The organism is Paraburkholderia sp. J7 (assembly GCF_905220155.1).
Taxonomy (GTDB): Bacteria; Pseudomonadota; Gammaproteobacteria; order Burkholderiales; family Burkholderiaceae; genus Paraburkholderia.
Genome location: NZ_CAJMYZ010000040.1, coordinates 1 through 22,616 on the forward strand (window position 1 = coordinate 1; position 22,616 = coordinate 22,616).

Sequence of the window (22,616 nt, forward strand, 5' to 3'; positions counted from 1 at the left end):
AAGCAGCACGAACGCACCGAGCGAGCGCGTGTTGTAGTGCTTTTCGTAATACAGATAGAAGAGCGCGGTGATGAGGCTGAACAGCACGAACACTTCGTAGAGGTTCGAGATGGGAATGTGACCGACGTCCGCACCGATCAGGTAGGACTCGTACCAGCGCACCATCAGGCCGACGAAGCCCATGAGCACCGCCGCCCACGTGAGCTTCGAGCCGATCGAGCCGCCCGAGGGCGAACGCGAGAGCAGGCCGATCCAGTAGAACAGCGTGGCGAGCACGAACAGCGCGCTCATCCACAGGATGGCCGACTGGCTGGAGAGGAAATACTTGAGGAAGAAGGCCTGGTCGGCGCGCGCGAGGTCGCCCTGGTAGATCTGGATCGCGAACAGCGCGAGCACCGCGATACCCGCCATGAGCAGCCGCGCCGGCTTCCAGCGCCAGCCCAGCACGACGAGCGCCGGCGTGGTGCCGCAGAGCACCAGCTTGTCGTAGTAGTTCATGTGCGCGTGATAGCGCGAGAGCGCGAAGCCTGCGCCTGCCACGAGCGCCAGCGCGAACAGCCAGTCCACCACGCTCAGGCGGCGCAGGAAGGGGCGTTCGTCGAACAGGGCGTCGGCGAGAGGATCGTGGGCGCTCGCGGCGCCGTGCGCGAGAGCGGCATTGGCCACCTGAGCACGTTCGGCGCGGCGGGCCTTTGCGGAGGAGGAAACCTGAGACAAGTCCATGGGCTTACCGGTATTGATCGTGGGTGGCTGTCATCACGTGCGTGGATCAGGGCGCACGGTCCTTGCCGCTGCCGTTCGTGTCGCCCGCATCGCTCGCTGCGCCGGTTTGCGGCGCCGCGCCTAGCGCACGGCCAACCGCGTCGCGGGTACGGGCGAACTCCTTCTCGAAGTCGAGGGTACGGCGGGCGGTCGACATCGCCATGATGACGTCGACGCCGTGGTCCTGATCATCCTGGCCCTTGCGGTCCTTCAACCAGAACCACAGACGCCGCTCACGCACGTAGAACATCGAGAAGATGCCGAGCACGAGCAACAGGCTGCCAAGATACACGACTTTCTTGCCCGGCGCGCGCGTCAACTGAAATACCGAAGCTTGCACCTGCTTGAATGAATCGAGCTGTAGATAGACGGGAGATCCATACAGGAAGCTGTCGGAAATCGCGTTGATCGAATCTTGCACGAAGCGCGCGGCGTCGGCGTCGGGCTTCAGGTCGGGTTCGCCGGCCTGCTCGCGCGCGAGCTGCCAGAGGTCCCACGTCGCGCCCTCCAGCATGCGCAGCAGAAGGCTCGCCGCCTTTTCCTGCTGATCCTTCGGCACCGACTTGTCGATGAAGGCGGCCACGGCCTGGAAGCCGCCGGCGGCGCCCGCAGCTGCCGGCGCACCTGTCGGCGGTGGCACTGCGCCCGCGAAAAGGGTCAGGACACGCTCAGCGCTGTCTTCCAGATGCTGCTGCAGTTCGCGGTTCGAAGCTGGGACCGAACGCTCGGCGAAGCGCTTTGCCGCCTGCGCGCGGAGTGCGGGGTCCTCGAAGGCCGCGCGCAGCATCATCCACTCTTTCGGCGTGCCGCCACTGTCGGCGGGAATGCGCAGGTAGCGGAACGGATCGTCGGGATTCTCGCGCATGCCGGCGAGGAACATGCGGTCGCCGCCGCCCACGTCCACGGGCAGCATGTAGTTGTTGTACTCGCGCGCCTGGCCGTCTTTGTCGCGCACTTTGTACTGCACCGAAGGGCCGACGTTATGCAGATCGAGCGGCTTCGAGCTCTTCGCACCAGACCCGAGACGCTCGTCGAACGCCTCCTTGAGCGACTGGTGCGCCACGCCGCGCGCGTCGTTCGCGCCACTGCCGTTCGAGATGTTTTCGACGTTGATCGCGCGGAAGTCCGCGAATTCGATGGTTTGCCCATCCACACCGGGCACCGTCTGGCCGGCGGGCAGCGCGAGCGGCGCCGAGTTGCCGATCGTGCCGCCGAACGCGAAGCTCTTCGCGCTTGCGCCGGACATGGGCCACGCCGTCATCGACATCTGCGAGCCGCCGTCCTGGAAGCTCGACTGGTAGATCGACACGCCGTCGTACTCGAATGGCTCGTTCACCTCGATGCGCGCCAGAATGCGCTGCCCCGTCTTGTGGTCAATCACGACGATGTCGCTCGCAAAGAGCTTGGGCATGCCGGTCGAGTAGTAATCGACGATGAACTTGTTGAGCTGGATGGAGAACGGCAGGTCCTGGATCAGCGATCCGTCGGGCTGGTTCAGGATGGCCGTGGAAACGAACTGGCCTTCCGGGACCCAGGCGTAGCCGCGGAAGGTCGGGTTGGACTGCGAGAGCCGGTGCTCGGGCGGTATGTCGTTGATGACCGTGTTGCTGCGAATCGGCGTCTTGTCGAAGAGCCACATCTGGAATTTGATCGGCAGATTGCTGTCGAGCAGGCCGCCGAGACAAATGATCACGATCGCGAGGTGCGCGAAGATGTAGCCGATCTTCGTGAGCGCGCCGCGCTTGGCCGCGATGAGCGTGGCGCCGTCGGACTCGCGCGTGACGAATTTGTAGCCCATGCGCTGCGCCAGCTTGCCGAGCGTGGCGGCCGTTTGTGCGCGCGTGGCGCCCTCCACTGCGAACTCGCCCTTGTGATGGAACGCGCGCAAGCTACCTTCGCGGACCTTGTCCTTCCAGCTCCTCATGTCCGCGAGCATCTTCGGCGCGTTGCGGATCACGCACAGCGAGACCGACACGACGAGAAAGCCGAGGATCGTCATGAACCACCACGCGCTGTAGACCGTGTAGAGGCTCAGCGAGCGGAAGATGTCGGCCCAGAAGGGGCCAAACTGATTGACATAGTTCGGGTACGGGTCATCCTGCGTGAGCACCGTGCCGATGATGCTCGCAATGGCGAGCACAACGAGCAGCGCAATCGCGAAGCGCATCGAACTGATCAGTTCGACAGCGCTTTTCACCGCCTTCTGGCGAACATTCAACTGCAAACCCTGCGTGGTGACGCTCATTCAAACTCCGCTTTTCGCTCTTGCCGGCTTCTTGCCGGCTTCTTGCTGATGAGGCGCTACAGCAAAAAAGGGTGCAGGCGCGCCGCCAGCATGACGACGCCCTCACCCTTTTCTTGTTTTTCGGCCGGCCGCCCGATCAAACGCGCGGCAAGCCTGCTACTACGCTCAATGCAGGCCGGCCGCGTAATCGGCGACGGCCTTGATTTCGTCGTCCGAGAGCCGGTGCGCGATGGTGCGCATCGGATCGTTATTGTTACGCGTGCCCTGCTGGAAGGCATTGAGCTGTGCAACGACATATTCCGACCACTGGCCCGAGAGCCGCGGATACTGGATCGGAATGCCCTGGCCCGTGGGTCCGTGGCACGCCGCACACGCCGGCACGCCCTTGTCGGCGATACCGCCGCGCCAGATCGACTGGCCGAACGGCACGGTCTTCGCGTCGCGCGCGTAGCCGGGTTTGGGTGTCTGGGAGGCGAACCAGGCCGCCACGTTGATCATATCCTGGTCTGACAGCGCAGCAGCAAAGCCCGCCATGATGGGGTTCGCGCGCGCCGCTGGCTTGCCGCCGGGCTGCGGTTTGAAGTCCTTGAGTTGCTTGACGAGATAGTCGGCGTGCTGGCCGGCAAGCTTGGGATAGGCGCCGCCGGTGCTGTTGCCGTCGGCCGCGTGACAGGCCGCGCACACCTGTGCGGCAATGGCTTGCCCCCGGGCGAGGTCGGGCTTGGCCGGCGTTCCCTGATCCGCCGCGCTTGCGTGCCCCGCCATCATGAATAAACCAGCTGTTAGACCCGACGCTATCGCACTCTCGAACACCTTCAAGCACTTGCCCAGTCGATTCATTCGCGCACCTTGTTTCGTCTTGTGGGAATCAGGTTCTGCAATGGACGACAGCGACCGATCTACCTCGAAAGGCCCGCGCTGGCCTCACTGGTATTCAGTAAACCATCGCATTGTACAATAGCGCGCAAGGCAGCTCCGCGCCAGTCGGGCCTGCCCCCGATATCCCAGATTCCATCCCGGGCGCCTCCGGGCCCGGCGGGCCACCCGCCGCGTTGTTTCATATTGTGGTCCTTTTCCGATGGCCTTCCTGCTGCACCAAGCCCGCTTCTTCACGACGGTGAACCATATGCGCGACCTGCCCGCTACGGCGCGGCCCGAGGTTGCGTTCGCCGGCCGCTCGAACGCCGGCAAATCCACCGCCATCAACCTGCTGTGCAACCAGAAACGGCTCGCCTTCGCCTCGAAGACGCCGGGCCGCACCCAGCATATCAACTACTTCTCGGTCGGCCCCGCGGACGACCCCGCGGGCTATCTCGTCGACCTGCCCGGCTACGGCTACGCCGAAGTGCCGGCAGCCGCGAAGGCGCACTGGGAACAGTTGCTCTCGCTGTACCTGCAAACGCGCGCCCAGCTCTCGGGCCTCATCCTGATGATGGACGCCCGCCGCCCGCTCACCGACCTCGACCGCCGCATGGTCGAATGGTTTGCGCCGACGGGCAAGCCGATCCACGCACTCCTCACGAAGTGCGACAAATTGACGCGTCAGGAAAGCGTGCTCGCGCTGCGCACGACGAACAAGGCGTTCGACGAATACAGCAAGCAAGGCTATGAAGGGAAGCTGAGCGCGCAGCTTTTTTCGGCGCTCAAGCGCGTGGGGCTCGACGAGGCGCACGCCGTGATCGAGAGCTGGATCGTGCCGCAGGAAGCGGTCGGCGAGACCAACACGCAAGCGTAATAGCACCGCTGGCCCGTCGCTCCAGGCAGGCCCTCAGCCGTCGAAAAGCCCACACAGTCGGGCGTTTCACGCGTTTTCATCAGATCTTTTCGCAGCGCAGGCGCGGCTTTCGCCGTGCTATGTGCGTTACCGCACACAGACCGCACCGACGCCAGGCGCAAACGCCCTTTTGGGTCGTCGCGTCGGGGCCTTGCCACGCCAAGTCCGCCGCACATAAAAAAACCCGCCGTGATTTCCGGCGGGTTAAACAGCCTTATCGAAAAACGACAGGCACCCGCTCAGGGAGGAGAAGCGGGGAGCTCGGCGCCAGGCGCCTCGCTCGATCGGTATGATATACCATTGTCCCGAAAAGTTTCCTGCGCTCCCGGGACCCATCCCGTTTCAAGATATCCGCCGACATGAGCTTCTATCCGCATCATCGTCCGCGCCGCATGCGACGTGACGATTTCTCGCGCCGTCTGATGCGCGAAAACCTCCTCACCACAAATGATCTGATCTACCCCGTATTCGTCATTGCGGGCAACAACGTGCGCGAAGCCGTGCCGTCGATGCCCGGCGTCGAACGCGTGTCGATCGATCTGCTGATGGGCGTCGCCGAGCAGTGCGTCGAACTCGGCATTCCCGTGCTTTCGCTCTTCCCCGTTGTCGATCCGGCGCTCAAGACGCCCGATGGCATCGAGGCAACGAACCCCGACGGTGTGATTCCGCGCGCCGTGCGCGAGTTGAAGAAGCACTTCCCCGACCTCGGCGTGCTTTGCGACGTCGCGCTCGACCCGTACACGAGTCACGGCCAGGACGGCGTGCTCGACGAGAACGGCTACGTCATCAACGACGAAACCATCGAGATCCTCGTCGCGCAGGCGCGCGCGCAGGCCGAAGCGGGTGTCGATATCGTCGCGCCTTCGGACATGATGGACGGCCGCATCGGTGCGATCCGCGAGATGCTCGAAAGCGAGAACCACATCCATACGCGCATCATGGCGTATTCGGCCAAGTATGCTTCGGCGTTCTACGGACCGTTCCGCGACGCCGTGGGTTCGGCGTCGAATCTGGGCAAGGGCAACAAGATGACCTACCAGATGGACCCGTCGAACTCCGACGAAGCGCTGCGTGAAGTGCGCCTCGACATCGAGGAAGGCGCCGACATGGTCATGGTGAAGCCCGGCATGCCGTACCTCGATATCGTGCGCCGCGTGAAGGACGAATTCCGCTTCCCGACCTACGTGTATCAGGTGAGCGGCGAGTACGCCATGCTCAAGGCTGCCGCGCAGAACGGCTGGCTCGATCACGACAAGGTGATGATGGAATCGCTGCTCGCGTTCAAGCGCGCGGGCGCCGACGGCATCCTCACGTATTTCGCGCTCGACGCCGCTCGTTTGCTGCGCGCACAGAAGTAAGCGCCGCGCGCATTGCATGAAAAAAGGCACGTCTGCGGACGTGCCTTTTTGTTTTTTGCTCGCGCAATACCGCAGATCCCGATCAGGCCGAAGGCGCGCCCTGCGTCTGCGGCGCGGGTGCCGTCAAGCGATCGAGACGCGCGAGAAAGCGGTCGGCGTTTTCGTAGCCGACCACGCGCAGCACTTCCCGGCCCTGCGTATCGAAGAAGATGATGCCAGGCGGTCCGAAGAGTCCAAAGCGCTTGAGCAGCGCCTGGTCGTCGGAATTGTTGGCCGTGACGTCTGCGCGCATCAGGCCCAGTTCCGCGAGGCGTGCCTGCACGCGAGGGTCGCTGAACGTGAACTTCTCCATCTCCTTGCAGCTCACGCACCAGTCGGCGTAGAAGTCGAGCATCGACGGCTTGCCCGCTGTCTTGAGCGCCGCGTCTAGTTGCGCCGGCGAGCGCACGGGGGCAAAGACCAGCGCGTTTGCTGCGCTGGCGCCGGCGGACTGCGCCGCGCCGGTTGCGGCAACATCGCTCGCACCACCCACGCGCGCGGCAAGCACCGCAAGCGGACGCAGCGGATCGGCCGAGCCCGCCGCAAGACCGACGATCAGTGTCGCCGCCCAGATTGCGAATGCCGCGCCGAGACCGCGTCCGAGGCGGCGCCAGACGTTGGCCGCGCCCGCGTTCGGCGTGAAAAGCCCAAGCGCGGCCGCCGCGAGCAGCAGCCAGAGCGCGGCGAGCAGCATCTGCGCGGTGGCGCCGAGCACCGGCCAGACGATCCAGAGCGCGGCCGCCAGCAGCACGACGCCGAAGAATACCTTCACGCCATCCATCCATGCGCCCGCACGAGGCAGCAGCGAGCCCGCGCCGAGGCCGAGGATCATCAGCGGCACACCAAGACCCAAGCCCATCGCAAAGAGCGCTGCGCCGCCCAGCACGGCGTTGCCCGTGTGCGCGATAAAGGCGAGCACCGCGAAAAGCGGCGCGGTCATGCAGGCGCCCACCACGAGCGCGGAAAGCGCACCCATCACGGCGACCGCCGCAAATTTGCCGCCGGAGCGGCTCTGCGTGGCGCGTGAGGCGCCATCCTGCCAGCGCTGCGGCAGCGCGATGTCGTAGCCCGCGATCAACATGACTGCGAACGCGGCAAGCAGCACCGCGAATACACCGAGCACCCACGGATTCTGCAACCACGCCCCCAGGCTCTGCCCAACCAGCGCAGCGGCGATGCCCAGCACCGTGTAGACGAGCGCCATGCCGAGCACGTAGACGAACGAGAGCGCGAAGCCACGTGAGCGCGTGACGCGGGCGCCCTCACCGACGATGATCGCCGAAAGGATCGGGATCATCGGGTACGAGCAGGGCAAGAGGCTCAGCACCATGCCGGCCACGAAGTACAGGCCGACCACGGCGAAAAAGCCGCCGCCCTGGAGCAACGACTGCGCGTAGTCGGCGCTCGTGGCGCGCTCGTACCAGGGCTCGCCGGTGTCGCCAGCAGCGGGCGCTGCGTTGGATTGCGGCAGCGGCGTGGGCGTCGAGCGTGCCGCACCCGGAACGGTGCTCTGGCCAGCCGTAGCGGCCTGCAAAGCCGCGCCACTCACGTGGAACACGTGCTCAGCAGGCGGATAACAGATGCCGGCATCGGCACAGCCCTGCGACGTCACCGCGAGATCGAATGGACCGCTCGCCTTCTGCACCGGCACGTGAATCGTCAGCTCGCCACGATAGGTTTCGACGTTCTTCTGGAAAGTCGGATCGAACTTGATGTGGCCGGGCGGGATTTGCGCCTCGCCCAGTTCGGCCGTCCCGTTGCGCGCGGCAAATGCGAAGCGCTCGCGGTACATGTAGTAGCCGTCTGCGATCTTGAAATGCACATCGACCATGCCCGGCGCTTCGCTCGCGCTGAAGGTGAAGGCCTGATCGGGCGGCAGAAAGTCATCGTCGGCGGCGCGCGCGAGTGAAGTGCCGAACAGCAGAGGCAGCACGCAGCAGACGAGCAGGAGGAAGCCGGACAGCGAAGCGTACGGCGCGACGCGGGAGCGCCGATCGAAGCGGTTAGACATGTAGGGTGCGCTGAGTCTCGGCATTGACCCATTGACCGTAGGCGTTCGACGCCGTGGCCTGCCACGAGAGAATCTCGGGCGTTTCGTAGGGATGCTGGGTCTGGATGAACTGTTCGAGCTCGGCCGCGCGGGCGAGGCTCGTCTTGAAGAGCAGCTGAATCTCGTTGCCTGACTCGATGCTGCCCTGCCAGTGGTACTGCGAGTGCACGGCGCCAAGGCGCGTCACGCACGCAGCGAGGCGCTGCGCGAGCGCCCCGGAGGCGAGCTTTTCGGCGGTGCCCTCGTCGGGCACCGTGGTCAGCATCAGGGTCACATTGAGGGTCACGACGAACTCCGGCTGCGCCCTCTTTCAAAACAAGGGCTTGAGGCAAGACGTGATGCTACCACCGCCCCGACCGGCGCGTGCTGCGCGCCCGTTGATGCCGCTGCCAAGTGCGGTGCATGCGATCCGGTACTTTGTGTGCCGCCGGGCCCCCACGCCGGCACTACACCACCGCTCAGGTTCCCGAGAGGCTGAGCGATGTGCGCACCACGGCTCCCGAGCGCTGCAACTTCGCGAGTTCGCGCGCCTGCACCACGCTCATAAACTCGGCCCAGTCCCGCGCCAGAGCGGCTTTGTCGACCTTGTCGGTGTCGCCGAGCTTGTAGCGCTCGCCAGCCCGATAAGGCAGTTCCCAGGGCGCACGGTGCCAGGACCGCTCGGCAAGCGCAAGCAGCCGCGGATACACCATGTACTCGAAAAGCCGATCGTTGCGCATCACCTCGCCCCACGCCTGGCCCTGCATGCCTTCGACGCGCGGTGCGGCGCCCGTACCCGTCACCTCGAACGGATTGCCATCCCGATCGGGCATGATCTCGGCGTTCTGCGGCAGATTATCGGGGGCAAGCGAGAAGACCTTGAAGCTGTCCGTTGCGTGCGAGCCCCAGTAGTAACCGCGCTCATGCGGATCGATCGTGTGAGGAAAGTCGAAGTAGAGGTAGTCGGGCAGCGCGAGGACCGCACGGTAGCCCTTCTGGCTCCACGATTGCGCGGTATCCGCGCCGCCCCAGAAGAGCGTGTCCCAGAGCGTCACCATCACACTGCTCGTGGCGAAGTCCTGTGGACCGCTAGCGTGCTTGAGACCGTCCTGCCACGCCGCCATCGCACCAATGCCGTTGGCGCTCACGAGCCGACTGACGTCGATCGCGAACATCGTGGGCAATTCGTCGACCGACGCGACCCTGCCTTGTCGAATCAGCGCGGCGCACCATGGCGAACGTGCCCACGGTTTGTCCTGTGCGGCGAGGTCGATGCGCCCCTTGGCGGGATCGCCGCCGTCGCGCGCCTGAAAGCCGGCGCCAAGCAGAATGTTCTTTGCCTCGTCGCCGCCGAAGTGCCAGATCGAGAGCGGCGCGCCTGCCTCGCGATGCATGGCGGCGATTTCGCCGATGATCTTGCCTGCGAAGCGGCGCGCGCCGTCGGAACAGGGGTTCAGATCGGTCCGTCTGTCGTAGAACTGCACCGACGTAATATTCGAGGTGTCCTGAGGATCGAGCAGACGATACTCGTTGGCGCCTTGTTCGTCGCCCTGCGAATGCAGCTTGCGATAGCGCGCCTCCATCGACACCACCGCCGCGCGAGCATGCGCTGGCATATCGATTTCCGGGATGACTTCGATGAAGCGGTCGGCGGCATAGCGCACGAGCGCGATGTAATCGGCGCGGCTCAGGTAGCCGCCGCCCGATTCGTTGTTCGGCCCAGAGGCCAGTTGGGGGATGAGGCACCGGGTTTCGCCGGGATCGTGGCAACGCTGTCCGCCGATGTCGGTCAACTCCGGCAAGCCGGGAATCTGGATGCGCCAGCCTTCGTCGTCGGAGAGATGCAGGTGCAGGCGATTGAGCTTGTAGGCGCTCATCTGGTCGATGAGGCGCTGCAGGGTCGCAGGATGGCGGAAGTTGCGCGCGAGGTCGACCATCATTCCGCGGTGTGTGTAGCGAGGCGCGTCCTCGATGGTCAGTGCCGGCACGCGACCGCCCCCAGCGGGAGTCAGGGAGAACAGGGTCTGCACGGCGTAGTAAAGGCCCGGTGCGTCGAAAGCGTCAATGGACACCCCATCTCGCGCGATGATCAGCCGATAGCCCCCCGATACCGCGATGTCCGCTGGCAACGTGTGGGGCGCGAGGCGGCCCGTTATCTGCATGGGCGCTCCCGTCAAGCCGAGCGCTGACGCGCGTGCCTGCAGCGCGGCAAGCTGCCCGCCCGGTAAATCCGGCAACCCGAGCGCCACCCCGCCGATCTGGACGTCGCCAACACCCGCCTGCTCGCGTACGACGGCGGGAATCGCGCGCGCCGCAATCCGTTCGGCGGAAGGTGGCGAAGACTCAGCACGCGCACGTTGAAGTTGCGCCGGCGTCTGCAGGAAAGCGGCTGCGCTATCCGCACTGGGCGGCAGGCTTTCGACATACTGGGTTTCGTCGTCGGTATTGTTCGCCTTGAGGACGATCGGCGCCGCGCCGTCGACCACGACATAGGCGCGCGGCAACACATCGCTATAGCGCCGGTACCAGTACTCGCCCACGAAAGGCACTTCGATACGCTGACCCGGCGCCAGCGAGAATGCGCCTCGCTGGGGCGACAACGCGTACAGGTCGCCCGTAATGTGGCGCCACGAAATCGCAGCGTTGTCGATCGCGAGTATGCGCCGGATGCTGTGCATGTAGAGCGCCCAACCGCCTGCGCTCACGCGTTCTGTTCCCAGATTCTCGAGGATCAGGCGGCCACGCGCACAACTCGCCCAATCCGCGCCAAGGTTCGCGCAGGAAACACCGCTCTGGGTCGCGTCGTTCGTGTCGATGGCCACACTGAGCTTCAGGCTTGACGCGATCCGTTGCGCCTGGGCCTGGGTTGCGCCTGCGCTACTGTCGTCGGAGCCACTGCAAGCAGCAAGTGACAAGGCAGCGGTCAGCGCGCAAAGCACTGCGGCGAGCCGAGCGACTGAAGGATCCGAGGATCGAATTCGCGCGCAGCGAGCACTCCGTGGATGAGGCAAATCCATCGCGCACAACATCTTAAGTTGTCCGAATAAATCTCGAGAAAAATAAGACACCCGTCTCCTCCGCTTTCAATCGCAGCTGCATTCGTGCCTGACTATACGTTGACGGTTCCGCATCGAGGTCGCGGTACATCAAACTCAGCGGCATTCGGTGGCGCTGCGTGCAATCGGGCGGAGCCAAAAACAAAAAAGCCAGGCTAGGCCTGGCTTTTTTGTGTGCCGCTCGATCCGCAGTCCACAACTGCGTCAAGCGACCGAAAGCTTATTCCGCTTCCTGGACGTTCTCTTCCGCGACTTCCGGACGATCGAGCAGTTCGACCAGTGCCATCGGTGCGTTGTCGCCAACACGGAAACCGAACTTCAGGATACGCAGGTAGCCGCCCGGACGGTTCGCGAAACGCGGACCGAGCACGTCGAACAGCTTCGTGACCGAGTCACGATCGCGCAGGCGGTTGAATGCCAGACGACGGTTTGCGAGCGACGGCTTCTTGCCCAGCGTGATGAGGGGCTCGACAACCTTACGGAGTTCCTTCGCCTTCGGCAGCGTCGTCTTGATGACTTCGTGCTCGATGAGCGAGTTGGACATGTTACGGAGCATTGCCAGACGGTGGCTGCTCGTGCGGTTCAGTTTCCGCAGACCATGACGGTGACGCATTTCAATTTCCTTGAAACAAAGTTTTGGTCCAGCTCTTCTATCGCTTCGCGACTACCGAAGCACGGGCCGGTACATGAAAAAGGCAAGACGCGGATTTTAAAGGAAAATCCGCGTCCGTGCCACATACATTACTTGTCGAGACCAGCCGGCGGCCAGTTTTCGAGCTTCATGCCGAGCGTGAGACCGCGCGAAGCGAGCACTTCCTTGATCTCGTTGAGCGACTTGCGACCCAGGTTCGGGGTCTTGAGCAGCTCGTTCTCGGTGCGCTGGATCAGGTCGCCGATGTAGTAGATGTTCTCGGCCTTCAGGCAGTTCGCCGAGCGAACCGTGAGTTCGAGATCGTCCACCGGACGCAGCAGGATCGGGTCGATCTGCGGTGCGCGCGACGGCGCTTCCGCGGCCGTTTCCGTGCCTTCCAGTGCAGCGAACACCGACAGCTGATCCACGAGGATGCGCGCCGACTGGCGGATCGCTTCCTCAGGCGAGATCACGCCGTTGGTTTCGATGTTCATCACGAGCTTGTCGAGGTCGGTACGCTGTTCAACGCGAGCGCTTTCCACGGCGTAGCTCACGCGGCGAACCGGCGAGAACGATGCGTCCAGCACGATACGGCCGATGATCTTGGCCGACTCGTCGCCATAGCGGCGCACGTTGCCCGGCACGTAGCCACGGCCCTTCTCGATCTTGATCTGCACGTCGAGCTTGCCGCCCTTCGTCAGGTGCGCAACCACGTGTTCCGGGTTGATCACTTCGCAGTCGTGCGAGAGTTCGATGTCGCCAGCGGTGACAACGCCTTCGCCTTCCTTGCGCAGCGTAACCGTTACTTCGTCACGGTTATGCAGCTTGAAAACAACGCCCTTCAGGTTCAGCAGCAGGTTGACCACATCCTCTTGCACACCATCGAGCGTCGAGTATTCGTGCACGACGCCTGCGATCGTCACTTCGGTCGGCGCGTAGCCCACCATCGACGACAGCAGCACGCGCCGGAGCGCGTTACCCAAGGTGTGGCCATAACCGCGTTCGAACGGCTCCATGACCACTTTCGCGTGGTTGTCGCCGAGCGATTCCACAGCGATGATCTTGGGTTTCAACAAACTGGTTTGCATAGGTTTTCCTTTTCAATACCCTCGGCTCGTTACACCGATAAGGCTGAGATGGCAACAACCTGAAAAAAACGGCCGAGGCCGCCTCCTGCGCGAAGCACAGAGGTTACCCCGGCCGTCAATCCGATTACCGCGAATACAATTCGACGATCAGGCTTTCGTTGATGTCGCCAGCGATGTCGCTGCGCTCAGGCATGCCCTTGAACGTGCCTTCGAACTTCTTCGCGTCGACCGACACCCAACCTGCCATGCCGCCTTGCTCTGCGAGCGAGAGGGCTTCGACGATACGCGCCTGCTTCTTCGCCTTTTCGCGAATCGCAACGACGTCGCCTGCCTTCACTTGCATCGACGGGATGTTCGCGACGACGCCGTTCAGCGTGAGAGCCTTGTGGCTCACGAGCTGACGCGCTTCAGCGCGGGTCGATGCGAAGCCCATGCGGTACACGACGTTGTCGAGACGCGACTCGAGCAGTTGCAGCAGGTTTTCGCCGGTGTTGCCCTTGATACGGTCAGCTTCAGCGAAGTAGCGGCGGAACTGGCGCTCGAGCACGCCGTAGATACGCTTCACTTTCTGCTTTTCGCGAAGCTGCGTGCCGTAGTCGGACGTACGGGCGCCCGAAGTGCGGCCGTGCTGGCCCGGCTTGCTGTCAAGCTTGCACTTGTCAGCGAGCGAGCGGCGTGCGCTCTTCAGGAAGAGGTCGGTGCCTTCACGGCGGGACAGCTTGGCCTTCGGGCCGATATAACGTGCCACGTTGCTTTCCTTCGATAATTGATCACGCGAAACCTTAGTGGGAAAACCCGCGGTATCGCGCTAGTCCGGCCCTTTGAGCCGAACGGTGGGCTTAGTCAATTCAATAACGCCGAGAGCCTGGGTCGCCGTTTCCGGCGGCTCAGGCGTTCGGCTCAAACGACGCCTTAGATACGGCGGCGCTTCGGCGGACGGCAGCCGTTGTGCGGGACCGGCGTCACGTCGGAGATCGCGGTGATCTTGATGCCAAGACCATGCAGCGCGCGCACCGCCGATTCGCGGCCAGGACCGGGGCCCTTGATCCGCACTTCGAGGTTCTTGACGCCGTATTCCATCGCAACACGGCCAGCCGACTCGGCTGCGACCTGAGCTGCGAAGGGGGTCGACTTACGCGAGCCCTTGAAGCCCTGACCGCCCGACGTTGCCCAGGCAAGTGCATTGCCTTGACGATCGGTGATCGTGATGATGGTGTTGTTGAACGACGCGTGAACGTGAACCACGCCCTCGGCGACGTTCTTCTTAACCTTCTTGCGAACGCGTTGCGCCGCGGAGTTGTTCGAAGCCTTAGCCATTACGTTTTCCTGTAACTTTCAGTTCCGCTTACTTCTTCAGCGACTGTGCTGCGCGGCGCGGACCCTTACGCGTACGTGCGTTGGTACGCGTACGCTGGCCACGCAGGGGCAGGCCCTTGCGATGGCGCACGCCGCGGTAGCAGCCGAGGTCCATCAGGCGCTTGATGTTCATCGTCACTTCACGGCGGAGATCGCCTTCGACGACAAACTTGCCCACTTCCTCACGCAGCTTTTCCAGATCCGCGTCGTTCAGGTCCTTGACCTTCTTGTTGAACGGCACACCGGCGGCCACGCAGATGTTGCGCGAACGCGTGCGGCCAACACCGAAAATTGCCGTCAGGCCGATTTCAGTGTGCTGGTGGTTCGGGATGTTAACCCCTGCAATACGAGCCATTGTTTTTCCTCAAACAAAAAGCGCAAGCGCGCTAATCAGCCTTGGCGCTGCTTGTGGCGCGGGTCCGAGCTGCAGATCACGCGAACGACGCCGTTGCGCTTGATGATTTTGCAGTTGCGGCAAATGCGCTTTACCGATGCCATCACTTTCATGATATTACCCTTTTTCCTAAATCACTTCGCCCGGAACACGATCCGCGCACGCGACAGATCGTAAGGCGTCAACTCAACCGTCACCTTGTCGCCCGGGAGAATGCGGATGTAGTGCATCCGCATCTTTCCGGAAATATGTCCCAGAACGACATGGCCGTTTTCCAGCTTCACCCGGAAGGTTGCGTTGGGGAGGTTTTCGATCACCTCGCCTTGCATCTGGATTACATCGTCTTTGGCCATAGGTCCTTTTAACGCATCGGGACGCCGCCGCCCTTGAAGTTGGCCTTCTTGAGCAGCGATTCATATTGTTGCGACATTACGTACGACTGCACCTGCGCCATGAAGTCCATTGTGACGACGACAATGATCAGCAGCGACGTTCCACCAAAATAAAACGGCACATTCCAGCGCAGCACCAGAAACTCCGGCAGCAGGCAAACGAACACGATATAGATCGCACCGGCCAGCGTCAGACGCGTGAGGATGCGGTCGATATAACGTGCCGTCTGATCGCCCGGGCGGATGCCAGGTACGAACGCGCCACTCTTCTTCAGGTTGTCGGCCGTCTCCCTGCTGTTGAACACCAGTGCGGTGTAGAAGAAGCAGAAGAACACGATCGCCAACGCATACAGCAACACGTACACGGGCTGGCCAGGCTTGAGGGCTTCGGCCACATTGTGCAGCGTGTCCGCAAACCAGCCGGTTCGCGAACCCGAACTGAACCAGTTCAGGATAGTTGCCGGGAACAGGATGATCGACGACGCAAAGATCGGCGGAATCACACCCGACATGTTCAACTTGAGCGGCAGGTGGGACGACTGCCCGCCGTAAATCTTGTTACCGACCTGACGCTTCGCATAGTTCACGAGGATCTTGCGCTGGCCGCGTTCGATGAACACCACCAGGTACGTCACGGCTGCGATCAGAACGACCACGATGATTGCCGAGATGATGCTCATCGAGCCGGTGCGAACCAGTTCGAAAAGCCCACCGAGCGCATTCGGGAAGCCTGCCGCGATCCCGCCGAAGATGATGATCGAGATACCGTTGCCAAGCCCGCGTTCCGTGATCTGCTCACCAAGCCACATCAGGAACATCGTGCCCGTTACGAGCGTCACGACCGTCGTCAAGCGGAACACCATGCCCGGATCGATCACGAGGCCGGGCTGGTTTTCCAGCGCGACCGCGATGCCGAACGCCTGAAACGTCGCCAGCACCACCGTGAAGATCCGCGTGTACTGCGTGATCTTGCGTTGTCCAGCCTGCCCTTCTTTCTTCAGCGCTTCCAGCTGCGGCGAAACAATCGCCATCAGCTGCAGGATGATCGACGCCGAAATATACGGCATCACACCCAGCGCGAAGATCGTGAACCGCGACAGTGCGCCACCCGAGAACATGTTGAACATGCCAAGGATGCCGCCCGACTGGCTTTGAAAGAGCTTCGCCAGCTGGTCCGGATCGATACCCGGGACCGGAATATGCGCGCCGATACGATAAACGACCAACGCCAGCAGCAGGAACACTGCCCGCCGACGCAGGTCGCCGAACTTCGGAGCGCTGCGACCGGTTTTTGCGAGACTCGGGCTGTTAGCCAAGTAGCTTCTCCGATGCAGATGCTAGTGACGGCGGGCAAGCCCGCGCGCACCACTCACAATCACTCGGCAAAAGAACCGCCTGCTGCTTCAATCGCAGCACGCGCATTCTTCGTCGCACCCAGACCCTTCACGACGACCTTACGCTTGATCTCGCCGGTAGCGATGATCTTCGCGCTGCGGGTCAGTTCGCCCACGAGGCCTGCCTGCTTGAGAGCCAACAGATCGATTTCGTCGACCGGCAGCTTCTCGAGATCCGCGAGGCGCACTTCACCAACGAATTCCTTCGTCAGCGAGGTGAAGCCACGCTTCGGCAGACGACGCTGCAGCGGCATTTGACCGCCTTCGAAGCCAACCTTGTGGAAGCCGCCCGAACGCGATTTCTGACCCTTGTGACCACGGCCAGCGGTCTTGCCGAGGCCGGAGCCGATGCCGCGACCGACGCGACGCTTAGCGTGCTTCGCGCCTTCTGCCGGCTTCAGGTTATTCAATTCCATTTCAAACTCCTGGAGTCTTTGGTCGACCGCTTAGCCGATGACCTTAACGAGGTACGAGACCTTGTTGATCATGCCGCGCACAGCCGGCGTGTCCTGCAGCTCGGAAACCGAGTTCAGGCGGCGCAGGCCGAGACCGCGCACGGTGGCACGGTGCGTTTCGCGGGTCCCAATCAGGCTCTTGACGAGCTGAACCTTGACAGTTTTTTCAGACATGGTGCCCACCCTTAGCCCAGAATGTCTTCGACGGACTTGCCGCGCTTCGCTGCGATGTCAGCCGGGGTCGATTGCTTGCGCAGACCGTCCAGCGTGGCACGAACGAGGTTGTACGGGTTCGTCGAACCGTGGCTCTTGGCCACGACGTTCTGCACGCCCATCACGTCGAACACTGCGCGCATCGGGCCGCCGGCGATCACGCCCGTACCTGCCTTCGCCGGAGCGAGGAGGACGACCGATGCGCCGTGCTTGCCGTGCACTTCGTGTTGCAGGGTGCCGTTCTTCAGGGGCACCTTGAACATGTTGCGGCGAGCTTGTTCCATCGCCTTCTGGACAGCGACGGGCACTTCCTTCGACTTGCCCTTGCCCATACCGACGCGGCCATCACCGTCGCCAACCACGGTCAGTGCGGCGAAGCCGAGAATACGGCCACCCTTCACGACCTTGGTCACGCGGTTGACCGAAATCATTTTTTCGCGGAGGCCGTCGTCGCGTTCGTCAGCCTGAACTTTCGCTTGCATCTTTGCCATGACGAATTCCTTCCTTAGAACTTGAGCCCGGCTTCGCGCGCAGCATCAGCCAGCGCCTTGACGCGGCCGTGATAGCGGAAACCCGAGCGGTCAAAGGCGACGGATTCGATGCCGGCGGCCTTAGCCTTTTCTGCAATACGCTTGCCGATCAGCGAGGCTGCTGCGACGTTGCCGCCCTTGCCCGACTGGTCAGCCAGTTGCGCACGCACTTCAGCTTCAAGCGTCGACGCGCTGGCCAGCACCTTGGTGCCGCAGGGCGAGAACACTTGCGCATAGATGTGCGTGTTCGTGCGATGCACGGCCAGACGCGCGACCTGCAGCTCAGCGATCTTGAGACGCGTCTGACGAGCGCGGCGCAGGCGAGATTGAGTCTTATCCATGATTGCGCACCCTTACTTCTTCTTCGTTTCTTTGAGGATCACGACCTCGTCGGCGTAACGCACACCCTTGCCCTTGTAGGGCTCCGGCGGGCGATAACCGCGCACTTCTGCAGCGGTTTGGCCGACTTTCTGCTTGTCGATCCCCTTGATCACGATTTCCGTTTGCGACGGGGTTTCAGCCTTGATGCCTTCCGGCATCTGGTGCACCACGGGGTGCGAGAAACCCAGCGACAGGTTCAGCTTGTCGCCTTGCGCTTGAGCACGGTAACCGACGCCAACCAGCGTCAGCTTGCGCTCAAAACCCTTCGTCACGCCTTGCACCATGTTCGCGACAATTGCGCGCATCGTGCCCGACATTGCATTGGCTTCGCGGCTTTCATCGGTCGGCTCGAACTTGAGCGTACCGTTGTCGTTCACCACCTTCACGAGGCGGTTCGCAGCTTGCGAAATCGTACCCAGCGGGCCCTTGACGGTAATCTTCTCGTCGCTGAGCGTCGCTTCTGCGCCTTGCAGCGCGATCGGGCTCTTACCTACTCGAGACATGTTTCTTCTCCTTAGGCCTTAAGCGACGTAGCAGATAACTTCGCCGCCGACGCCAGTAGCGCGCGCCTTGCGGTCCGTCATCACACCCTTGGGCGTCGACACGATCGCAACGCCCAGGCCATTCATGACCTGCGGGATATCGTTGCGGCCGCGGTACACGCGCAGACCCGGCTTCGAAACGCGTTCGATGCGCTCGATAACGGGACGGCCAGCGTAGTACTTCAACGCGATGTTCAATTCCGACTTCGCACCTTCGGTTTTCACCGCGAAGTCGTCGATATAACCTTCGTCCTTCAGAACCTGCGCAATCGCAATCTTCACTTTCGACGAGGGCATAGCAACCGAAACCTTCTCGACCATCTGCGCATTGCGGATGCGAGTCAGCATATCGGCGATAGGATCACTCATGCTCATTTATGTTTCTCCTATTACCAGCTCGCCTTGGTGATGCCAGGGATCTCACCACGGAACGCGATTTCACGAATCTTGTTACGTGCGAGACCGAATTTGCGGAACGTGCCACGCGGACGGCCCGTGATCGCGCAGCGGTTACGCTTGCGAGTCGGGTTCGAGTTGCGGGGCAGTTGTTGCAGTTCGAGGCGAGCTGCGTAGCGCTCTTCTTCCGACTTGCTTTGGTCGTCGATGATCGCCTTCAGCGATGCGCGCTTCGGCGCAAATTTCGCTGCCAGACGAGCGCGCTTCTTTTCACGTTCGATCAGTGCCAGTTTAGCCACGGTAACCTCAGTTTCTGAACGGGAACTTGAAGCCGGCGAGCAGTGCCTTTGCTTCTTCGTCGGTCTTCGCGGTCGTCGTGATGCTGATGTTCAGCCCACGCAGCGCGTCGATCTTGTCGTAGTCGATTTCGGGGAAAATGATCTGCTCTTTCACACCGATGTTGTAGTTACCACGGCCGTCGAACGCCTTGCCCGACACGCCACGGAAGTCGCGCACGCGGGGCAGCGCAACCGTCACGAAACGGTCCAGGAATTCGTACATGGCGTTGCCACGCAGCGTGACCATCGTGCCGATCGGGTAGCCTTCGCGGATCTTGAAGCCGGCGATTGCCTTGCGCGACTTCGTGATGACGGGCTTCTGGCCGGCGATCTTCGTGAGGTCGCCAACGGCGTGCTCGAGGACCTTCTTGTCAGCGACGGCTTCACCAACACCCATGTTCAGGGTGATCTTGGTGAGGCGCGGCACTTCCATGACCGACTTGTAACCGAACTTCTCGATCAGGCCAGGAACGACCTTCTCTTTATAAAATTCTTGCAAACGTGCCATTTTTTACTCCGCAGCGTCAGGCGCTCAGAACAGCACCGGTCGTCTTCAGGAAACGGACCTTCTTGTCCCCTTCGACCTTGATGCCCACGCGCGACGGCTTACCGTTCGCGTCGACCAGTGCGACGTTCGAGATAGCCACCGGCATTGCCTTGGCTTCCACGCCACCCGTCGTACCCTTCATGGGGTTCGGCTTCACATGCTTTTTAGCGATGTTGATGCCTTCGACAGTGACGCGCTCTTCGCCGATGGCCAGCACGACGCCGCGCTTGCCCTTGTCTTTGCCAGTGACGATGATGACTTCGTCACCCTTGCGAATCTTGTTCATCGCGACTCCTTACAGCACTTCCGGCGCCAGCGAAACGATCTTCATGAATCGTTCGCTACGCAGCTCACGCGTAACCGGCCCGAAAATGCGGGTGCCGATCGGCTCAAGCTTGGTATTCAAAAGCACGGCGGCGTTGCCATCGAACTTGATCAGCGAGCCGTCTTGACGGCGCACGCCCTTCGCAGTGCGAACCACAACAGCGTTGTAGATTTCGCCCTTTTTCACGCGCCCGCGCGGCGTTGCTTCCTTGACGCTCACCTTGATGATGTCGCCAATGCTGGCATAACGACGCTTCGAGCCGCCGAGCACCTTGATGCACAGGACTTCACGTGCACCCGTGTTGTCGGCTACTTCAAGCCGAGTTTCGGTCTGGATCATGGTTTATCTTTCCCAACTTAATCCGGTCGCGCCACCATGGCACATCCGGTCAGTCTTGGTCCCGTCAGCCGCGCCGCCACTAGAACGACCGCTCAGCTGCTTGGGTAAGAACAGCAGCGACGGCAAACGAAACCGGCCATCGCATTCCGGTGAATCTTGCTAACCCGGACTGGCGCCCGGATCTGCTTCCCCACCTACATTCGCCTGCTGCTTTGCCAACAGCAAGCCCAAAAGGAGGGAAGACCAAGATTATAACCAGACAATCTTGGCCTCGCAAGCGAAATCTTCAGCGATTTCAATTACTTCTACACCCCGGAGAATGACTCCCCGGGGTGCTGCGTCACTTTTAGATGACGCGTGCTGCTTCGATCAGCTTCGACACGGTCCAGGCCTTCGTCTTCGAGAGAGGACGGGTTTCCTGAATTTCAACGAGGTCACCCTCGTTGTACGTGTTCGCTTCGTCGTGAGCGTGGTACTTCTTCGACTGCACGACGTACTTGCCGTAGATCGGGTGCTTAACGCGGCGCTCGACCAGGACGGTGACCGTCTTGTCCATCTTGTTGCTGACGACCTTGCCGACCAGCGTCCGCTTAAGCGAGGTTTTCACGCTTTCGTTCATTTCTGGTTCGCCTTCTGAGTCAGGACGGTCCGCACACGTGCGATGTCGCGACGAACCTTCTTCAGCTGGCTCGTGTTCGTGAGCTGCTGGGTCGCGAGTTGCATGCGCAGGCCGAATTGCGCCTTCAAGAGGTCCGACAGCTCTTTGTCGAGCGCGGCCTTGTCTTTCTGAAGAAGTTCAGATGCCTTCATCAATCACTCCTTAGGCGCCGAGCTGGCGAACCATGAAGACCGTCTTCAGCGGCAGCTTGGCTGCAGCCAGACGGAAGGCTTCACGGGCCAGTTCTTCGGACACACCATCCATTTCATACAGCATCTTGCCCGGCTGAATCTCGGCGACGTAGTACTCAGGGTTACCCTTACCGTTACCCATACGCACTTCCGCCGGCTTTTGCGAGATCGGCTTGTCCGGGAAGATACGGATCCAGATGCGGCCGCCACGCTTGATGTGACGCGTCATTGCACGACGCGCTGCTTCAATCTGACGCGCGGTCAGGCGACCACGACCGATAGCCTTCAGACCGTATTCACCGAACGAAACCGCGTTGCCGCGCGTTGCGATACCGGTGTTACGACCCTTCTGCTCTTTGCGATACTTCCTGCGTTTCGGTTGCAGCATCGTTATTCTCCACTCTTGCCGTCACCGCCGGCGCCACGGCGCGGTGCGCCACGACGGGCACCCGGTGCACCTTCGCCATCACGGCGCGGACGACGATCGCCCGGGCGCGCGTTGCGGCGCGGACGCTTTTCTTCGGCGACTTCTTCCACCACCGGTGCGTCGTTGCGGCCGAGCGTGTCGCCCTTGTAGACCCAAACCTTCACGCCGATGATGCCGTACGTCGTCTTCGCTTCCGAGGTTGCGTAGTCGATGTCAGCACGCAGCGTGTGAAGCGGCACTCGACCTTCGCGGTACCACTCGGTACGTGCGATTTCGATACCGTTCAGACGGCCGGCGCTCATGATCTTGATGCCCTGGGCACCCAGACGCATTGCGTTCTGCATCGCGCGCTTCATTGCGCGACGGAACATGATGCGGCGCTCGAGCTGCTGCGTGATCGAATCGGCGATCAGTTGAGCATCGGTTTCCGGCTTGCGGATTTCTTCGATGTTCACGTGAACCGGAACGCCCATGCGCTTCTGGAGTTCGGCCTTGAGGAGTTCGATGTCCTCGCCCTTCTTGCCGATCACCACACCCGGGCGCGAGCTGTAAATCGTGATGCGAGCGTTCTTTGCCGGACGCTCGATCACAACACGGCCCACCGAAGCGTTCTTCAGCTTCTTCTTCAGGTATTCACGAACACCGATGTCTTCCTTCAACATCGCCGCGAAATTGTTGTTGTTCGCGTACCAACGCGAAGCCCAATTGCGGCTGACGGCCAAACGGAAGCCAGTCGGATGAATTTTCTGTCCCATC

The 22,616-nt window shown here is 62.0% G+C and carries 29 protein-coding genes and 1 pseudogene; 2 read left to right on the forward strand and 28 right to left on the reverse strand.

Going from position 1 to position 22,616, the window contains the following annotated elements; all coding sequences use genetic code 11:
• The 3 genes and pseudogenes from U5A58_RS38005 to U5A58_RS38015 all read right to left on the reverse strand — a co-directional run.
• Positions 1–723: pseudogene (locus tag U5A58_RS38005) on the reverse strand (c-type cytochrome biogenesis protein CcsB); the annotation flags it as partial.
• Positions 724–769: 46 nt separating this feature from the next.
• Positions 770–3,007 carry a cytochrome c biogenesis protein ResB gene (locus U5A58_RS38010; protein WP_321965167.1) on the reverse strand — a complete coding sequence of 746 codons (2,238 nt, stop codon included), beginning with the start codon at positions 3,005–3,007 and terminating at the stop codon, positions 770–772.
• A 165-nt stretch (positions 3,008–3,172) separates the two neighbouring features.
• Positions 3,173–3,847, reverse strand: a complete 675-nt coding sequence (locus U5A58_RS38015; protein WP_321917564.1) for a c-type cytochrome — start codon at positions 3,845–3,847, stop codon at positions 3,173–3,175.
• Between the two features lie 238 nt (positions 3,848–4,085).
• On the opposite strand from U5A58_RS38015, the gene yihA reads away from it, so the two are divergent.
• Both yihA and hemB read left to right on the forward strand, forming a co-directional pair.
• Complete coding sequence (yihA, locus tag U5A58_RS38020) at positions 4,086–4,742, forward strand: ribosome biogenesis GTP-binding protein YihA/YsxC (protein ID WP_321965168.1); 657 nt, start codon at positions 4,086–4,088, stop codon at positions 4,740–4,742.
• Between the two features lie 398 nt (positions 4,743–5,140).
• Positions 5,141–6,139 carry a porphobilinogen synthase gene (hemB, locus tag U5A58_RS38025; RefSeq protein WP_321939836.1) on the forward strand — a complete coding sequence of 333 codons (999 nt, stop codon included), beginning with the start codon at positions 5,141–5,143 and terminating at the stop codon, positions 6,137–6,139.
• Positions 6,140–6,221: 82 nt separating this feature from the next.
• Here hemB and dsbD read toward each other — a convergent pair whose 3' ends face one another.
• The 25 genes from dsbD to rpsC form a co-directional block, all read right to left on the reverse strand.
• Complete coding sequence (gene dsbD / locus U5A58_RS38030) at positions 6,222–8,189, reverse strand: protein-disulfide reductase DsbD (protein WP_321965169.1); 1,968 nt, start codon at positions 8,187–8,189, stop codon at positions 6,222–6,224.
• Positions 8,182–8,493, reverse strand: coding sequence for a divalent-cation tolerance protein CutA (gene cutA, locus U5A58_RS38035; RefSeq protein ID WP_199272101.1), 312 nt, complete (start codon positions 8,491–8,493; stop codon positions 8,182–8,184). Before cutA ends, dsbD begins: the two co-directional genes overlap by 8 nt.
• A gap of 193 nt (positions 8,494–8,686) precedes the next feature.
• A complete protein-coding gene (locus U5A58_RS38040; RefSeq protein ID WP_321965170.1) occupies positions 8,687–11,224 on the reverse strand; it encodes a family 20 glycosylhydrolase in 2,538 nt (845 codons plus the stop codon).
• Positions 11,225–11,483: 259 nt separating this feature from the next.
• A complete protein-coding gene (rplQ, locus tag U5A58_RS38045) occupies positions 11,484–11,876 on the reverse strand; it encodes a 50S ribosomal protein L17 (protein ID WP_027797304.1) in 393 nt (130 codons plus the stop codon).
• Between the two features lie 128 nt (positions 11,877–12,004).
• Entirely contained in the window at positions 12,005–12,982 is a 978-nt protein-coding gene (locus U5A58_RS38050; protein WP_027819335.1) for a DNA-directed RNA polymerase subunit alpha, read from the reverse strand.
• 124 nt (positions 12,983–13,106) lie between these two features.
• Entirely contained in the window at positions 13,107–13,730 is a 624-nt protein-coding gene (gene rpsD / locus U5A58_RS38055; protein WP_158758789.1) for a 30S ribosomal protein S4, read from the reverse strand.
• Positions 13,731–13,894: 164 nt separating this feature from the next.
• Positions 13,895–14,299, reverse strand: coding sequence for a 30S ribosomal protein S11 (rpsK, locus tag U5A58_RS38060; RefSeq protein ID WP_006052224.1), 405 nt, complete (start codon positions 14,297–14,299; stop codon positions 13,895–13,897).
• A 28-nt stretch (positions 14,300–14,327) separates the two neighbouring features.
• Positions 14,328–14,693 carry a 30S ribosomal protein S13 gene (gene rpsM / locus U5A58_RS38065; protein WP_028213337.1) on the reverse strand — a complete coding sequence of 122 codons (366 nt, stop codon included), beginning with the start codon at positions 14,691–14,693 and terminating at the stop codon, positions 14,328–14,330.
• Between the two features lie 35 nt (positions 14,694–14,728).
• Positions 14,729–14,845, reverse strand: a complete 117-nt coding sequence (gene rpmJ / locus U5A58_RS38070; RefSeq protein ID WP_027819338.1) for a 50S ribosomal protein L36 — start codon at positions 14,843–14,845, stop codon at positions 14,729–14,731.
• 21 nt (positions 14,846–14,866) lie between these two features.
• Entirely contained in the window at positions 14,867–15,085 is a 219-nt protein-coding gene (gene infA / locus U5A58_RS38075; RefSeq protein ID WP_004521905.1) for a translation initiation factor IF-1, read from the reverse strand.
• Positions 15,086–15,093: 8 nt separating this feature from the next.
• Entirely contained in the window at positions 15,094–16,440 is a 1,347-nt protein-coding gene (gene secY, locus U5A58_RS38080) for a preprotein translocase subunit SecY (RefSeq protein ID WP_028206524.1), read from the reverse strand.
• A 59-nt stretch (positions 16,441–16,499) separates the two neighbouring features.
• Complete coding sequence (gene rplO / locus U5A58_RS38085) at positions 16,500–16,934, reverse strand: 50S ribosomal protein L15 (protein WP_028228146.1); 435 nt, start codon at positions 16,932–16,934, stop codon at positions 16,500–16,502.
• A 30-nt stretch (positions 16,935–16,964) separates the two neighbouring features.
• Positions 16,965–17,147: a 50S ribosomal protein L30 gene (rpmD, locus tag U5A58_RS38090; protein ID WP_010106952.1), complete on the reverse strand. Its 183-nt coding sequence runs from the start codon at positions 17,145–17,147 to the stop codon at positions 16,965–16,967.
• An 11-nt stretch (positions 17,148–17,158) separates the two neighbouring features.
• Positions 17,159–17,677: a 30S ribosomal protein S5 gene (gene rpsE, locus U5A58_RS38095; protein WP_028206522.1), complete on the reverse strand. Its 519-nt coding sequence runs from the start codon at positions 17,675–17,677 to the stop codon at positions 17,159–17,161.
• A 14-nt stretch (positions 17,678–17,691) separates the two neighbouring features.
• The gene (gene rplR / locus U5A58_RS38100; protein WP_027819343.1) at positions 17,692–18,057 is read right to left on the reverse strand and encodes a 50S ribosomal protein L18; all 366 of its coding nucleotides are present in this window, start codon (positions 18,055–18,057) and stop codon (positions 17,692–17,694) included.
• Between the two features lie 12 nt (positions 18,058–18,069).
• Complete coding sequence (gene rplF, locus U5A58_RS38105) at positions 18,070–18,600, reverse strand: 50S ribosomal protein L6 (RefSeq protein WP_321917555.1); 531 nt, start codon at positions 18,598–18,600, stop codon at positions 18,070–18,072.
• Between the two features lie 18 nt (positions 18,601–18,618).
• On the reverse strand, positions 18,619–19,014 hold the full coding sequence (gene rpsH, locus U5A58_RS38110) for a 30S ribosomal protein S8 (RefSeq protein ID WP_027819345.1): 396 nt from the start codon (positions 19,012–19,014) through the stop codon (positions 18,619–18,621).
• A 14-nt stretch (positions 19,015–19,028) separates the two neighbouring features.
• Positions 19,029–19,334 (reverse strand): 30S ribosomal protein S14, encoded by a 306-nt coding sequence (gene rpsN, locus U5A58_RS38115; RefSeq protein WP_028206520.1) that lies wholly within the window; start codon positions 19,332–19,334, stop codon positions 19,029–19,031.
• Positions 19,335–19,341: 7 nt separating this feature from the next.
• Positions 19,342–19,881, reverse strand: coding sequence for a 50S ribosomal protein L5 (gene rplE, locus U5A58_RS38120; protein ID WP_069268213.1), 540 nt, complete (start codon positions 19,879–19,881; stop codon positions 19,342–19,344).
• A 16-nt stretch (positions 19,882–19,897) separates the two neighbouring features.
• Positions 19,898–20,206, reverse strand: coding sequence for a 50S ribosomal protein L24 (rplX, locus tag U5A58_RS38125; protein WP_321917550.1), 309 nt, complete (start codon positions 20,204–20,206; stop codon positions 19,898–19,900).
• A gap of 9 nt (positions 20,207–20,215) precedes the next feature.
• Positions 20,216–20,584, reverse strand: coding sequence for a 50S ribosomal protein L14 (rplN, locus tag U5A58_RS38130; protein ID WP_028206517.1), 369 nt, complete (start codon positions 20,582–20,584; stop codon positions 20,216–20,218).
• Between the two features lie 346 nt (positions 20,585–20,930).
• Positions 20,931–21,203 carry a 30S ribosomal protein S17 gene (gene rpsQ, locus U5A58_RS38135; RefSeq protein WP_028206516.1) on the reverse strand — a complete coding sequence of 91 codons (273 nt, stop codon included), beginning with the start codon at positions 21,201–21,203 and terminating at the stop codon, positions 20,931–20,933.
• The gene (gene rpmC, locus U5A58_RS38140) at positions 21,200–21,394 is read right to left on the reverse strand and encodes a 50S ribosomal protein L29 (protein WP_028206515.1); all 195 of its coding nucleotides are present in this window, start codon (positions 21,392–21,394) and stop codon (positions 21,200–21,202) included. The genes rpsQ and rpmC overlap by 4 nt, the downstream gene beginning before the upstream one ends.
• A gap of 10 nt (positions 21,395–21,404) precedes the next feature.
• Positions 21,405–21,821 carry a 50S ribosomal protein L16 gene (gene rplP / locus U5A58_RS38145; RefSeq protein WP_042269753.1) on the reverse strand — a complete coding sequence of 139 codons (417 nt, stop codon included), beginning with the start codon at positions 21,819–21,821 and terminating at the stop codon, positions 21,405–21,407.
• 2 nt (positions 21,822–21,823) lie between these two features.
• Entirely contained in the window at positions 21,824–22,615 is a 792-nt protein-coding gene (gene rpsC, locus U5A58_RS38150) for a 30S ribosomal protein S3 (RefSeq protein ID WP_027797287.1), read from the reverse strand.
• Between the last annotated feature and the right edge of the window lies 1 nt (position 22,616).